A 13,276-nucleotide genomic window follows, 5' to 3' on the forward strand; every position below is an offset into this window, starting at 1 on the left:
GTTCCTCTGCCTTGTAAATTTAATTTTCGATCATCTCCACAAAGAATGAGATTTACATAATTTGGCAGGTGACGGATCAGAAGTAAAAATTCTAGAATTGAATCAGGGAGTCACAAGACTAATGTTGTATTTTGAGGCATCAAGTCTCCTCCCGGTTATGAGAAACTCTTCAGTTACAAGTATCGTCGTTAACCAGGCTGCTCCTCACATAACTACCATATCAGCCCTCAGTTAGGAAGGTTTTGAACATGAAAGACCAACAAGGATCTAATCGTATTTCTTCAGGCGTAATTGCAGCTGTATCAGCAGCGGTTGTAGCGGTGGGTGGCGGTGTAGCTTGGTTTACCACACAATCCAACAATCCTCCCACACCGTCAAACCCTTCTAGCCGCATTGAACAGCCAGCACAGCCATCAACTAGGCAGCCAGCTAATGAGCAAACCCCCAACGTTTATTGGCTAAGACCAAAAGACAAAAATGTTGCTTTGGTTCCCCAATCTGTTAAAGTAGCTTCTGTATTACCCAACCAGGCTTTAGAAGCAGCTTTCCAAAGTTTGTTAGCAGGCCCAACAGAAGGAACAGATTCTACAACCATCCCCAAAGGAACCAAACTGTTGGGGCTGAAGGCGGAAAAAGATGAAGTTCGCGTTAATTTATCTGAAGATTTTACTAGCGGTGGTGGTAGCACTTCAATGATGGGCCGCATTGGACAAGTTGTTTACACTGCAACAACTTTAAATCCTAAAGCCAAAGTGTACATTGACGTGAACGGCAAACCGTTAGATGTTTTAGGCGGCGAGGGTCTAGAGTTACAACAACCACTCACTCGCGAACAGTTTCAAAAAGATTATCCGCTTTAGTCATTAGTCATTAGTCATTGGTCATTAGTCATTAGTTTTTCATAAATGACAAAGGACAAATGACGAAGGACAAATGACAAAGGACAAATGACCTAACGTTTGCTATTTAATACGCGAAAATTACGGGCTTGCTGCTCCAACCTTGTGGCGAGGCGATCGCAAACCCGATTACACAACTCAAAAATCATTTGATCTTCCACCCGGTAATAGGCGCAAGTTCCTTCACTGCGGCGGCTAAGGATACCTGCTTGCCACATTACCTTCAGGTGCTTTGACACATTTGCCTGAGAAGTCTGTGTTGCCTCTACCAACTCTTGCACGCATTTTTCTTCATCCCGTAATAAGTGTAGCAGCCGTAGGCGCATTGGCTCACTTAATAGGCTGAAGTATTCAGCTACTTGTTGCACCACTTCTGGTGGTAAAGGCAACGTTTGTTTCATCAGGGTTGACCCACAAGGACTGAAAGTTTTAACAATGACTCACATCATATATACATTAATACTTAATCAGGGTTAATTCGCATCAAAGGTTGACCATATTCTACAGCGTCGCCATTTTGGAGGAGAATTTCCATCACCTGTCCAGAGACTTCGGCTTCGATTTCATTCATCAGCTTCATGGCTTCAATGATACAGACTGTTTGACCCTTGCGGACGCGATCGCCCACTTCCACAAATGCCGCTTCCCCAGGCGCAGGAGCGCGATAAAACGTTCCTACCATTGGGGAAGGCACTTCTACTAATCTCTGGTCAATGGTTGAGGGAGAATTTACTGATAACTGCATTTGTGTGCTAGTTCCAGTATTCTCAAATACACGAGATGTGGACATCTCCGTTACCTGACTTGGGTTCATCTGGTTTCCCCCAGATGAACCTGATGTCAAGCCTGAACCTACCACACCGCCTAAAGTCCCTTGACCTACCGACAACATCTGATTGCTAATGCTCACAGCCTTACGGACTGTTAGCTCAAAATCATCGCTTTTGAGCGTGACTTCTGCAATATCTGTTTGTGCGATAGTTGCCAGAAGTTGGCGGATTTCATTAAAGTCCAATGGCACAGTTTTTATTACCTCGACCTATCCGTAAATGAGCATCTTAAGTGTGGCAGGGAATTAATCCCTATGTAGGGATTTAAATCGGGACTTGCATCTCCGTAGAGATGAAAGTTATTCCCTGCTGATATATTTATCTTCCTGAGTATCAACCTTGATGCGTTCTCCTTGAGAAATAAACAAAGGAACCATCACAACTGCACCAGTTTCTAGAGTTGCTGGTTTTGAGCCACCTGTGGCAGTGTCACCTTTTAAACCTGGATCTGTTTGGACAATTTCTAGAACCACAGACTTAGGCAATTCTACTCCTAACACCTGGTCGCCCCACTTAATAACTTCAGCTTCCATACCTTCCTTCAGGTACTTGACGCGATCGCCAATTTGTTCGCGAGTCAATCTGCCTTCTTCGTAGGTTTCCATATCCATAAAGACAAACTCATCGCCTTCTTTATAGGTATGTTGCATCGTGCTTTTTTCTAGAGTGGCTTGCGGCACTGTTTCCCCTGCGCGGAACGTTTTTTCCATAACGCTCCCACTCTGAACATTTTTTAGCTTAGTTCGTACAAAGGCAGAACCTTTGCCTGGTTTGACGTGCAAGAATTCAAGCACTCGCCATACAGACCCATCCAATACAATTGAAACACCGGGTCGAAAGTCGTTACTGGAGATCATGAAACTTTCAAATTTTGGAAGACAATCGGCATTTATTGTACCCTTCTAGGGTCGTTATTGGGCATTTCTCATTAGTTAGTTGTCATTTGTCATTAGTCATTTGTGATTTATCCTCCGCCCTTAACGTGGGAAGATTATTTATGGGTTACGTCCAGTCAACAATTCACTGCTGCATTTGAGTTATCCCATGCTTAACTTATTAAAATCCTGGCTGAAGAACAGCCTAATGGCAATACTGCTGATAACAATATTTTTAGGCATAACTACAGCTGGGTGGACTCCCTCCAGTAGCGCCGCACTGCCAGCAGGCAATGCAATTACCGATGGAAAGGCTTTGTTGCGGTATGCACTCCCGATAGATAACAAACCTATGCGGCAACTACAAGCCAGTTTAGAGGACATCTCTGCCCAACTGCGGGCAAATCGACGTTGGGGTGCTATTTCCAAAGACATCAGCCAAGCATCCCGCATTCTCGATAAACCTTCCCAAATCTTAACAAGCGTTCCCGCAGAACGCCAACCCCAAGCCGAAGCTTGGATTAGCGAGTTGAAATCTGGGGTGAGTAAATTGGAAGAATTGGCGAACAGCAAAGATAAAGAACAAATTCTGCAAGAGAGAGGCAAACTTCTCAATCTCGTCGCTCAGTTAGAAGAGTCAATGGTGAAACAATTCCCCTTTGAAGTACCTGCTGAGTACAGTAACTTACCGCAACTTAAAGGTCGCGCCACTGTAGAAATTAAAACCAACAAAGGCGATTTGTCCCTTGTCGTAGACGGTTACAGTGCTCCTGTGACTGCTGGTAATTTTGTAGATTTGGTACAGAGGGGTTTTTATAATGGTTTAGAATTTACCCGTTCTGAAGAATCTTACTTTCTCCAAACTGGAGATCCTGCTGGTAAAGACGTGGGTTTCATTGACCCCAAAACGGGCAAATATCGCGCTATACCCTTAGAAATCTTAGTTAAAGGAGATAAAGCACCTACTTATGGCATTACTCTAGAAGAAGCTGGTCGTTACGTTGATATGCCAGTTCTACCTTTTTCTGCCTTTGGTGCAGTAGTGATGGCTCGTCCCGAAAGTGAAGTAAATGGTGGTTCATCACAATTTTTCTTCTTTTTGTTTGAACCAGAACTCACCCCCGCCGGACGCAACCTATTGGATGGTCGCTATGCCGTTTTTGGCTATCTCACCGAAGGCAGAGAAGTTTTGGATAAACTGAAAGCTGGTGACAAAATCGAATCAGCAAAAGTAGTTCAAGGGATAGAAAATCTGGTTGAACCGCAAGCTGCATAAGAAGACACAGGGGGCAAGAGAAGAATAATTCTTGTACAGACGCGATTAATCGCGTCTCTCCTGATTCAGATTTCCGGCGGTGAATATCTGCTCAACTGCGATCCTTAAGTTATGGACAGAGAGGAATTTATCAAGCGCTACAGTAATGAAACCGATTTGGTTGGGATTGATTTGAGTGGAGCCGATCTCAGAGGACTTGGTTTTGATGGAGATATGAGTCGAGCCAATCTCAGTGATGCCAACTTGGAAGGAGCGGATTTGGGAGCTGTTGAACTGTGCGATGCCAACCTGAGTGGAGCTAACTTGAGAAATGCCATTTTGGATGATATTGACTTCAGTGGAGCTAATCTCACTGGATCTGACCTGAGCGGTGTTCGTATGCATCAAGCCAGTTTCAATAATGCTATTTTGAAGGGTGTTAACCTGAGTAGTGCCGATTTGTTGCAAACTGTATTTGATAGTTCTGACTTGAGGAGTGCCAATCTCAGTGAAGCTTTTCTCGATGAAACTTTCTTTTACAATACCAACCTCAGCAACGCCAATTTGATGGGGGCTAAGTACTTGAGTGAACGTAGACTGAAGGGTGCTATCTTGTGCAACACTATCATGCCAGATGGGAGTATTAGAAATGATGGTTGTAGGGAAAAGAGGGACGAATAATTACTAACTCTTAACTTCTAGCTTCTAACTCCCCTAACTCAGATTCCCAGCAGCGAACACTCGATCAACTGCGATCGCTAATTCTGGAAAAGTCCGCAATTTAATTTGCTGGTCGCCAGTAAACACCGTCTCTTCGTAAAATCCTCCTTCCAACCACAACACAGAAATCTTTTCTTTTTGTGGGTCTACAATCCAATATTCTGGGACTTCAACCGCCGCATATTCAGACCGCTTATAACGATAGTCCCGCTTAATAGAATCTGGATTGACTACCTCTACAATTAGTAATGGTGGTGACTCAAAGACAGCTGATGCATTGAGCAATTCTCTTGCTTGCTCCTGCGTCACCACAGACAAGTCAGTTAACCGAGACTTATTTTTCCCCGTCCTCGTCCCAGTTTCGCGAAAAGTTAACCAAGGTAAACTCAAGCGCTGAATTTCCGCTATGAGTGCGGTATCTAAAAAAGCGACAATCAAGAAATGTTGAATTGTAGGGGAATTCATTAATTCCAGCCTGCCATCTACTAGCTCATAGTGAAAACCACTGCCATCATCATAATTTAAGTACTCTTCAAATGTGAGCTTTGTTACTGGTGTAGATACCATTCCAACATCCCCCTAGACGATACCTTTATCGTAACTTGGGGGAGTGGGAATTAGGCAGATGAAAGAGATGCGAAGAATTAACCAATAACAAATGACTAATGACTAATGACTAAAATCAAAGACATTGGCGAACAAGGTCTTTTAGAAAGATTACAGCGTTTCTGCCCAGCAGAAATTATCGGCGATGATGCCGCAGTACTTGAAACTGCATCAGGGCAATCTTTGGTAGTGACTACAGATGTACTGGTTGATGGCGTACATTTTAGCAACATCACCACTTCCCCAGAAGATGCTGGTTGGCGAGCTGTTGCTGCCAATTTATCAGATTTAGCAGCAATGGGCGCTTCCCCATTGGGAATCACTGTCGGGTTGGGACTACCCGGTGAACTTAGGGTGAGTTGGATAGAACGCTTGTACCAGGGAATGACAGAATGCCTGCAAAAATACAATACCCCGATTGTTGGGGGTGATGTGGTGCGATCGCCTGTTACTGCTCTGGCAATTACCGCTTTTGGTCAAGTTAACCCTAGTCAAATTATCCGCCGTTCTGCTGCTGTTGTGGGTGATGCGATCGTCGTTACAGGCGTTCATGGAGCCTCAAGAGCAGGCTTAGAGCTGCTCTTACATCCCGAATTAGGACAAAACCTCAACAACGAAGAAAAGACGGCTCTAATCCACGCACACCAACGCCCACAGCCACGATTAGATGTCTTACCAATCCTCTGGAAAATCTTAACTCCTAACTCCTGTATAGACGCGATTAATCGCGTCTCAACTCATAACTCTCAACTCCCGATTGCTGGGATGGATAGTAGCGATGGTTTAGCAGATGCGATTATTCAAATTTGCCGCGCGAGTGGCGTTGGCGCTGTCTTAGAACACAGACAAATTCTCCTACCAAAAACTTTTAACCATTGGCTGACACCAGAGCAAGCGCTGGAATATGCTCTATACGGTGGCGAAGACTTTGAATTAGTGCTGTGCTTACCACAAGAATTAGCATCAGCCTTAGTGCAACACCTTGGAGAAGGTGCTGCGATCGCAGGCAGGATTACAGCCGGATCGACAGTAATATTGCACGACGAGCAAAAAAAATTCCCCGACCAAGTTCTGAGTCTTAGCCAGGGATTTCAACATTTTAGTCAATAGTGCTTTTTCATTTGTCCTTTGTCTTTTGTCATTTGTGAAAAACCAATGACCAATGACTAATGACTAATGACTAATGACAAATTAATTATTGCCACTTTTCGGCTACCAACTCTGCCAAATCCAAGACTCGTTGGCTGTAACCCCACTCGTTGTCATACCACGCCATAACTTTTACTAAGTCACTGCCCATAACCAAAGTCAAGCTGGAATCGACAATCGAAGAAGCGTCAGTACCTTGATAATCAGAAGATACTAGTTCTAGTTCGCTGTAGTCCAAAATCCCTTTAAGTGGGCCTTCGGCAGCATCCTTGAGAGCTTGGTTAACTTCTTCAGTAATAGTACGCTTCTCAACCTGAACTACGAAATCTACCATTGAGACGTTCGGGGTTGGTACGCGCAAGGCAACGCCATTTAGCTTGCCTTTCAGGTCTGGGATAACCAGCGCCACTGCTTTTGCTGCACCAGTAGAAGTGGGTACAATGTTTATCGCTGCGGCCCTGGCCCGTCGCAAATCCCGGTGAGAAGCGTCTAGCAAGCGCTGATCGCCTGTATAGCTATGGGTAGTGGTCATCGTACCTTTGATAATGCCGAACTTATCGTTCAACACCTTGGCAATCGGTGCCAAGCAGTTGGTAGTACAGCTAGCGTTACTGATAATGTGGTGTTTGTTGTGGTCATAATCATGATGATTTACACCAACTACAAAAGTACCATCCTCGTTTTTACCAGGAGCGGTAATCAGAACTTTCTTGGCTCCAGCATTTACGTGCTTGAGCGCTCCTTCTTTGCTAGTAAATACCCCGGTTGCTTCGATAATTAGGTCAATTCCCCAATCTTTCCAGGGCAAGTTTTCTGGGTTGCGATCGGATACGCATTTAATGGTCTTACCGTTAACGATGATAGAGTTATCATCGGCACTAATCTCAGCACCCTTGATCTTCCCTAGCATCGAGTCATACTTCAGCAGGTGAGCATTGGTTCTAGGGTCTGAAGTGTCATTAATAGCGACAAGATCGATTTGGCTATTCTCTCTACCCACCCAGCAACGCGCAAAGTTACGTCCAATTCGCCCGAAACCGTTGATTGCAACTCTAATCACAGTGTCTTGCCCTCTGTATTTATGCTTATTATGTTGATATCGTTGACCCCAATCATATCGCAAAGGGGGGGGTCACTTTTAACCATAAAGTGTTAGATCAATAAAAAAACACATAATTTATTCAGATTTGTTCGAGTAGAAATTGTTGTTAATGATATATGATCTGACCGTTTCCGGGACTAAATAACGAATTGACTGGCGATCGCAGCAAAATTTGCGAATTAGACTTGACGAAACTCCTACTAAAGGTATATCCAAGAGTTGCCAGTGAATGAGCAAAGACTGCTTTTTGAGTTGTTGCTCCACTTGCTTGCAGATTAATTTGCTTTGAGTTATAGTCTCACCACCTAGCTGTCTGGGTGCGATTAACCAATCACACATTTGTGCTAATTCGTGTCCCCGGTACCAACTAGGTAAGGTTTGGAAAGTATCCAAGCCCACAATCCAGTACCAATGAGTATTGGGGTAATAAGCAGATAAGTCAATTAGGGTGTTAATGGCATAAGAAGTCCCAGAGCGATTAGTCTCCACTAGTGAGACAGTAAATGCTGGGTTATCTTTGATGGCTAATTGCAGCATTTGCACGCGATGCTCAAACAAAGCTGCTTCTTTGTGAGGAGGGTTTAGGGATGGCACCCAAATTACTTTTTCAACGGATACTTGATGCAAAGCTGTCTCGGCTACGAGCAGGTGTCCCCAATGAATTGGATCGAATGTGCCACCAAAAATTGCTAGTTGCTGCATCCAGATAAGCCTGGGTTATATGCAATTGAAAAATAGTTTCATTACCAATGTACTATTGTACTCAATTCACGTCTAAACTTGATGCAATTTCAAATTAGTTTCACTAAACAATGTATTATGTAGCCAATTCCAGTAAGGTAGCCAAAAATATGTATTTGACATTACAAGAATTTCTTTCCCGATGCAGCCAAAATTTTCAGAATAATCTTAAGAACAGTTCAGAAATAGCAAAAACCTCCAACCAAGGTAAAATCATTCTCGACCAGGAAAGCCAGAGCAGAAACATCATTTGGGCATCAAACATGAACATGATACAGGAGTAGTTACGGTAAAAATCAAATTCCTGTTATGATACGCGTGTCATTTGTGATTATGGTGTGGTGTGGTGTAAAAGGAGCAATAAATGACTAATTCTGTAGATTTTAGTGGTAGACCATTTCATTTCATTGGTATCGGTGGCATAGGTATGTCTGCTTTGGCATACGTTCTTGCAAAGCGTCAATTTCCAGTATCAGGTTCGGATCTTCGTCCTAACCACATTACGCACAAGTTGGAATCTATCGGTGCTCATATTTTTGGTAAACAAGAGGCAAGCAATCTCGAATTCTTTCATCCTCAGGTATTAGCTAATCCAGTAGTATTAAATTCACCAGAAGAATTACCTACTGTTACTAAGTCAAAACTGCCTCAAGTCATTTGTTCAACAGCAATTAACACTAATAATTTAGAATACAAAGCAGCGCTGGAATTAGGTTGTCCAGTTTTTCATCGTTCAGATGTCCTAGCAGCTTTAATTGCGGATTACTACAGTATTGCAGTGGCAGGAACACACGGCAAAACTACGACCAGTAGTATGATTGGCTATATGCTTCTGGAAGCAGGCCTAGATCCAACAATTTTAGTCGGTGGCGAAGTCAATGCATGGTCCGGTAATGCTCGATTGGGACACAGCCAATATTTGGTAGCCGAAGCAGATGAATCAGATGGTTCTTTAGTAAAACACGCTCCCGAAATTGGCATCATCACCAATATTGAACTCGATCATCCTGACCACTACGATACATTAGAAGAAGTAATTGACACCTTCCAGACATTTGCTAAGGGTTGTAAAACTTTAATAGGTAGTATTGACTGTGCGACAGTGCGCGATCGCTTGCAACCCACAATTACCTACAGCTTGCACTCAGATACCGACGCTGATTACACCGTCACCAATATTGATTATCGTGCTGATGGTACTACGGCTTTGGTTTGGGAAAAAGGCAAAGCTTTGGGCGTGTTGACATTGAGGTTGCTCAGTCGGCACAATCTCAGCAATGCTCTAGCCGCAGTAGCTGTTGGTCGCGCTTTGGGTTTAGAATTTGGAGCAATTGCTAAAGGTATCGCCACTTTTGAAGGAGCAAGACGACGCTTTGAGTTCCGAGGTGAAGTCAATGGCATTACCTTCATTGATGATTACGCTCATCACCCTAGCGAGATTCGCGTTACTCTCGCCGCAGCCCGTTTACAGGCAAGACCAGGGCAAAGAGTGGTTGCTATCTTCCAACCCCATCGCTATAGCCGTACACTGACCTTTTTAGATGAATTTGCCGAGTCATTTACCCACGCTGATTTGGTGGTGCTGACTGATATTTACAGTGCAGGCGAACCTAATTTAGGGCAAATTAGTGGTGAACGTCTAACGGCGGAAATTGCTAAACAGCATTCTCCTGTCGTTTATCAACCAACTTTACCCGCAGTGTGTGAGTACTTGCTACAAACACTACGCCCAGGAGACTTGGCGCTGTTTTTAGGGGCTGGAAACTTGAACCAGGTGATTCCTGAAATAATTACGACACTTTGTGAGCCGGCTAAAGCCACATCTTAAGTCGAGACTTTGCGAAGTTTTATTTCTGAGCAAAGCGCTCCTCTGGCAACGGTTTCATCTGTGAATTTTATTACCGTAAATGTACGGTAAATTACTGTAAAAATTTTACCAAAACAAAGTAAAAATGACTATTTCCCAGGCAGCTGGAAACGTCTGCACAGTTTCTGCTTTGAATACAAAGAAACCCCAAATAACTAATTCGGTGGAGAGTGAAGTAATCTACTTACCCAATACTGATTGTGCGATCAAGTCCCAGGCTTCTTTGTCAGCGTTTACTTCCTATAGAGTTGGAGGAGCCGCTGATTTATACGTTGCCCCCCGAAACTTAGAAGCACTGCAAGCAAGTCTTAAATACGCTAAAGAACGCGATCTAAAGGTGACAACACTGGGAGCAGGTTCTAACTTGCTGGTGAGTGATGGTGGTATATCAGGCTTAGTCATTGCTACTCGTCATCTCCGCTTCAGCAACTTTGACCCTCAAACCGGTCAATTAACCGTTGCTGCCGGAGAATCAATTCCTAGCTTGGCATGGGCGGCAGCAGAGTTAGGGTGGCAAGGATTGGAATGGGCTGTTGGTATTCCTGGAACAGCCGGAGGTGCAGTGGTAATGAATGCAGGGGCACATAATAGCTGTATTGCAGATATGTTAGTTAGTGCCGAGGTACTTTCACCCGATGGTACGCTGGAAACTCTAACCCCGGAACAGTTAGGTTATAGCTACCGGACTTCATTATTGCAAGGTGGCGATCGCATAGTCACCCAAGCCACCTTACAACTCGCGCCAGGTGCAGATCCAGCAAAAGTTGTGGCAATTACCAAAGAACACAAAAAGCATCGGTTAAGCACTCAACCATACAACTTTCCCAGTTGTGGTAGTGTGTTTCGCAATCCCAAACCTTACAGTGCTGGCTGGTTAATTGAACAAACTGGTCTCAAAGGCTACCAAATTGGTGGCGCACAAGTAGCACTACTACATGCTAATTTTATCGTTAATCGTGGTGGAGCAAAAGCTAGTGATATCTTCTGTCTCATTCGCCACATCCAACATCAAGTACAAGACCGTTGGTCTATTAATTTAGAGCCAGAAGTCAAAATGCTCGGAGAGTTTCAAGGTGCTTGTGGATAAAAAATGGGGAATTGGGAGATGAGGGAGAAGAATTAATAACCAATGTCCTACTCCCTACTCCCTATTCCATACTCCCCACTCTATGACGCATTAATTATTGGTAAAAAAAGAGTCAAATTACTTACCGCATCTATAATTGAATTTGATTTGTTATTCAACGCATACGCGTACAAATAATTATGACAGGAAAAGGACAGGGATTCGGCTTTGGCTTAGGAAAAATGAAAGAATTAGCCGAAGCTTTTAAGAAAGCGCAGCAAGTTCAAGAAGGCGCAAAGCGACTCCAAGAAGAATTGGAGCAAATGGAGATTCAAGGAGAATCTGGCGGTGGTCTTGTAAGGGTGATTGTCAGTGGGAACCAAGAGCCCAAGCGGGTAGAAATTTCTCCAGATGCTTTAGCAGAAGGTGCAGAAGTACTTTCCGATCTTGTAACAGTGGCAATGAAAGAAGCCTACAACAAGTCCACAGCAACAATGCGGGAACGTATGGAAGAATTAACCAGTGGGTTGGAGTTACCTGGATTTTAATCATTGGTCATTAGTCATTAGTCATTGGACATAGGACAAATGACTATTGACAAAGGACAAATTATATCTATGCCTTACAAGTTGCTGTTTGTCTGCTTAGGTAATATCTGCCGATCGCCATCGGCAGAAAATATCATGAATCATCTAATTGAGCAGTCTGGCTTGAGCGAACATATCCTCTGTGACTCTGCTGGTACATCTAGCTATCACGTTGGTAGCCCACCTGACAGACGCATGAGTGCGGCGGCGGCTAGTAAGTTGGGGATTAAACTGCGTGGTCGAGCGCGCCAGTTTGAAAAGTCAGACTTTCAAGACTTTGATTTAATTTTGGCTATGGATCGAGAAAACTATGAGAACATCCTCTCTCTCGATCGAACTAAGCAATATCAGCATAAAGTGCGTTTGATGTGCGAGTTTTGCTCTCGACACACTCTAAAGGAAGTTCCAGATCCCTATTATGGTGGTCAAGAGGGATTTAATCAGGTTATTGATTTACTGATCGATGCTTGTGAAGGTCTGCTGACAAAAGTTAAAAGGGAAGAGTTAGGAGTTAGGAGTTAGGAGTTTTAATTCCTCACTCCTGTACAGACGCGATTAATCGCGTCTCTCCTCCTAACTTTTTTTATTCCACCAAACCATGCTTCATCGCATAACGGACTAATTCCGCGCGGTTGCTGGTTGAGGTTTTTCTTAATAAACTGCTAACGTACTTTTCCACAGTTCGAGGACTTAGGTGTAGCTGAAGACCCATATCGGCATTAGAAAGACCATGAGTCAATAACTCTAAGACTTCCTGTTCTCTATGAGTTAGGGATGAGTGCAGATGGGATTTCTGAATTTGAGTGGACAGAGAATTATGGGCATCCGTCGCTTTTATCGAGCCGGAAATGCCCAAACTGTCTTTCTGAGAAAAGCGATACTCTGATTGGATAATTTGTGATCGCTCCAAAAGATTGCGGATTGCTGCTGCTAACTCTTCCAGTTCAAAAGGCTTGGGTAAATATAAATCGCACCCTGACTGGTAGCCCAGAATTCTTTCTTGGGTCTTAATGCGTGCCGTTAATAAAATTACAGGCAATAAACGAAACACTGGTTGTTGACGCACCCGGCGCACCAATTCATAGCCATTCATCCGTGGCATCACAATATCCGTGACAATCAAATCAGGATGATACTCATCCACCATAAACAAAGCCTCTTGACCGTCATTAGCCACGATTACTGAGTAGCCAGACAGTTCAAGATAGTCGCTAACAGACAGACGAGTGCCCAAATCATCATCCACTACAAGGATCGTCAAGGGCATGGATAATACACCCCTAGCATTTTTTTACTCAGAAATTTGCTTTTATGTACTCCGTTAATGAACACAGGCAATAATAGTGTTCTTATGTTTCATACTATGACAGGATTACCAGCTAATGACTGCTCTCAGGGTTTATTTATAAAGGAAATCTTAAATCATTAGGAAGGTTAACGAAATGTAACCACCTTAGACTCCGTGTGCTTAGGAGGCATAGCTTTGTAATTTGTAACAACTCATCATTAGCGTCATACCAATTCTTTGTCAGGACTTATGCAAAAGAGAAGTGAAAATCTTGATTTTCTGTAGAGACAA

Annotated in this window: 15 protein-coding genes; 8 read left to right on the forward strand and 7 right to left on the reverse strand. The window is 43.6% G+C overall.

Annotated features, from left to right (window positions below; translation table 11 throughout):
• Positions 1-248 precede the first annotated feature (248 nt).
• Entirely contained in the window at positions 249-860 is a 612-nt protein-coding gene (locus tag RMY32_RS12305; RefSeq protein ID WP_322709512.1) for a GerMN domain-containing protein, read from the forward strand.
• 92 nt (positions 861-952) lie between these two features.
• On the opposite strand, the gene RMY32_RS12310 is transcribed toward RMY32_RS12305, so the two are convergent.
• The 3 genes from RMY32_RS12310 to efp form a co-directional block, all read right to left on the reverse strand.
• Positions 953-1,300 carry an ArsR/SmtB family transcription factor gene (locus RMY32_RS12310; protein WP_094349905.1) on the reverse strand — a complete coding sequence of 116 codons (348 nt, stop codon included), beginning with the start codon at positions 1,298-1,300 and terminating at the stop codon, positions 953-955.
• A 62-nt stretch (positions 1,301-1,362) separates the two neighbouring features.
• Entirely contained in the window at positions 1,363-1,920 is a 558-nt protein-coding gene (accB, locus tag RMY32_RS12315) for an acetyl-CoA carboxylase biotin carboxyl carrier protein (protein WP_322709513.1), read from the reverse strand.
• Positions 1,921-2,028: 108 nt separating this feature from the next.
• Positions 2,029-2,586, reverse strand: a complete 558-nt coding sequence (gene efp / locus RMY32_RS12320) for an elongation factor P (protein WP_109012189.1) — start codon at positions 2,584-2,586, stop codon at positions 2,029-2,031.
• A 187-nt stretch (positions 2,587-2,773) separates the two neighbouring features.
• On the opposite strand from efp, the gene RMY32_RS12325 reads away from it, so the two are divergent.
• A complete protein-coding gene (locus RMY32_RS12325) occupies positions 2,774-3,880 on the forward strand; it encodes a peptidylprolyl isomerase (RefSeq protein ID WP_322709514.1) in 1,107 nt (368 codons plus the stop codon).
• Positions 3,881-3,991: 111 nt separating this feature from the next.
• Positions 3,992-4,540, forward strand: a complete 549-nt coding sequence (locus RMY32_RS12330; protein WP_322681366.1) for a pentapeptide repeat-containing protein — start codon at positions 3,992-3,994, stop codon at positions 4,538-4,540.
• Positions 4,541-4,573: 33 nt separating this feature from the next.
• Here the strand turns inward: RMY32_RS12330 and RMY32_RS12335 are convergent, their stop codons facing one another.
• On the reverse strand, positions 4,574-5,146 hold the full coding sequence (locus RMY32_RS12335) for a Uma2 family endonuclease (RefSeq protein WP_322709515.1): 573 nt from the start codon (positions 5,144-5,146) through the stop codon (positions 4,574-4,576).
• Between the two features lie 105 nt (positions 5,147-5,251).
• On the opposite strand from RMY32_RS12335, the gene thiL reads away from it, so the two are divergent.
• Entirely contained in the window at positions 5,252-6,295 is a 1,044-nt protein-coding gene (gene thiL / locus RMY32_RS12340; protein ID WP_322709516.1) for a thiamine-phosphate kinase, read from the forward strand.
• Between the two features lie 85 nt (positions 6,296-6,380).
• On the opposite strand, the gene RMY32_RS12345 is transcribed toward thiL, so the two are convergent.
• Together RMY32_RS12345 and nadD are read right to left on the reverse strand one after the other, a co-directional pair.
• Positions 6,381-7,394 carry a type I glyceraldehyde-3-phosphate dehydrogenase gene (locus tag RMY32_RS12345; protein WP_322709517.1) on the reverse strand — a complete coding sequence of 338 codons (1,014 nt, stop codon included), beginning with the start codon at positions 7,392-7,394 and terminating at the stop codon, positions 6,381-6,383.
• 117 nt (positions 7,395-7,511) lie between these two features.
• Positions 7,512-8,138 (reverse strand): nicotinate (nicotinamide) nucleotide adenylyltransferase, encoded by a 627-nt coding sequence (gene nadD / locus RMY32_RS12350; RefSeq protein ID WP_322709519.1) that lies wholly within the window; start codon positions 8,136-8,138, stop codon positions 7,512-7,514.
• 403 nt (positions 8,139-8,541) lie between these two features.
• Between nadD and murC the strand changes: the two genes are divergently transcribed.
• The 4 genes from murC to RMY32_RS12370 all read left to right on the forward strand — a co-directional run bounded on the left by murC (position 8,542) and on the right by RMY32_RS12370 (position 12,219).
• Positions 8,542-10,005, forward strand: a complete 1,464-nt coding sequence (murC, locus tag RMY32_RS12355) for a UDP-N-acetylmuramate--L-alanine ligase (RefSeq protein ID WP_322709520.1) — start codon at positions 8,542-8,544, stop codon at positions 10,003-10,005.
• A 124-nt stretch (positions 10,006-10,129) separates the two neighbouring features.
• Positions 10,130-11,131 carry a UDP-N-acetylmuramate dehydrogenase gene (murB, locus tag RMY32_RS12360; RefSeq protein ID WP_322709521.1) on the forward strand — a complete coding sequence of 334 codons (1,002 nt, stop codon included), beginning with the start codon at positions 10,130-10,132 and terminating at the stop codon, positions 11,129-11,131.
• A 179-nt stretch (positions 11,132-11,310) separates the two neighbouring features.
• Positions 11,311-11,658 (forward strand): YbaB/EbfC family nucleoid-associated protein, encoded by a 348-nt coding sequence (locus RMY32_RS12365; protein WP_322673862.1) that lies wholly within the window; start codon positions 11,311-11,313, stop codon positions 11,656-11,658.
• Positions 11,659-11,727: 69 nt separating this feature from the next.
• Positions 11,728-12,219, forward strand: coding sequence for a low molecular weight protein-tyrosine-phosphatase (locus RMY32_RS12370; protein WP_322709535.1), 492 nt, complete (start codon positions 11,728-11,730; stop codon positions 12,217-12,219).
• 61 nt (positions 12,220-12,280) lie between these two features.
• Here the strand turns inward: RMY32_RS12370 and RMY32_RS12375 are convergent, their stop codons facing one another.
• On the reverse strand, positions 12,281-12,964 hold the full coding sequence (locus RMY32_RS12375) for a response regulator transcription factor (RefSeq protein ID WP_322694326.1): 684 nt from the start codon (positions 12,962-12,964) through the stop codon (positions 12,281-12,283).
• Positions 12,965-13,276: the final 312 nt, after the last annotated feature.

The organism is Nostoc sp. ChiSLP03a, assembly GCF_034531215.2.
Classification (GTDB): Bacteria; Cyanobacteriota; Cyanobacteriia; order Cyanobacteriales; family Nostocaceae; genus Nostoc.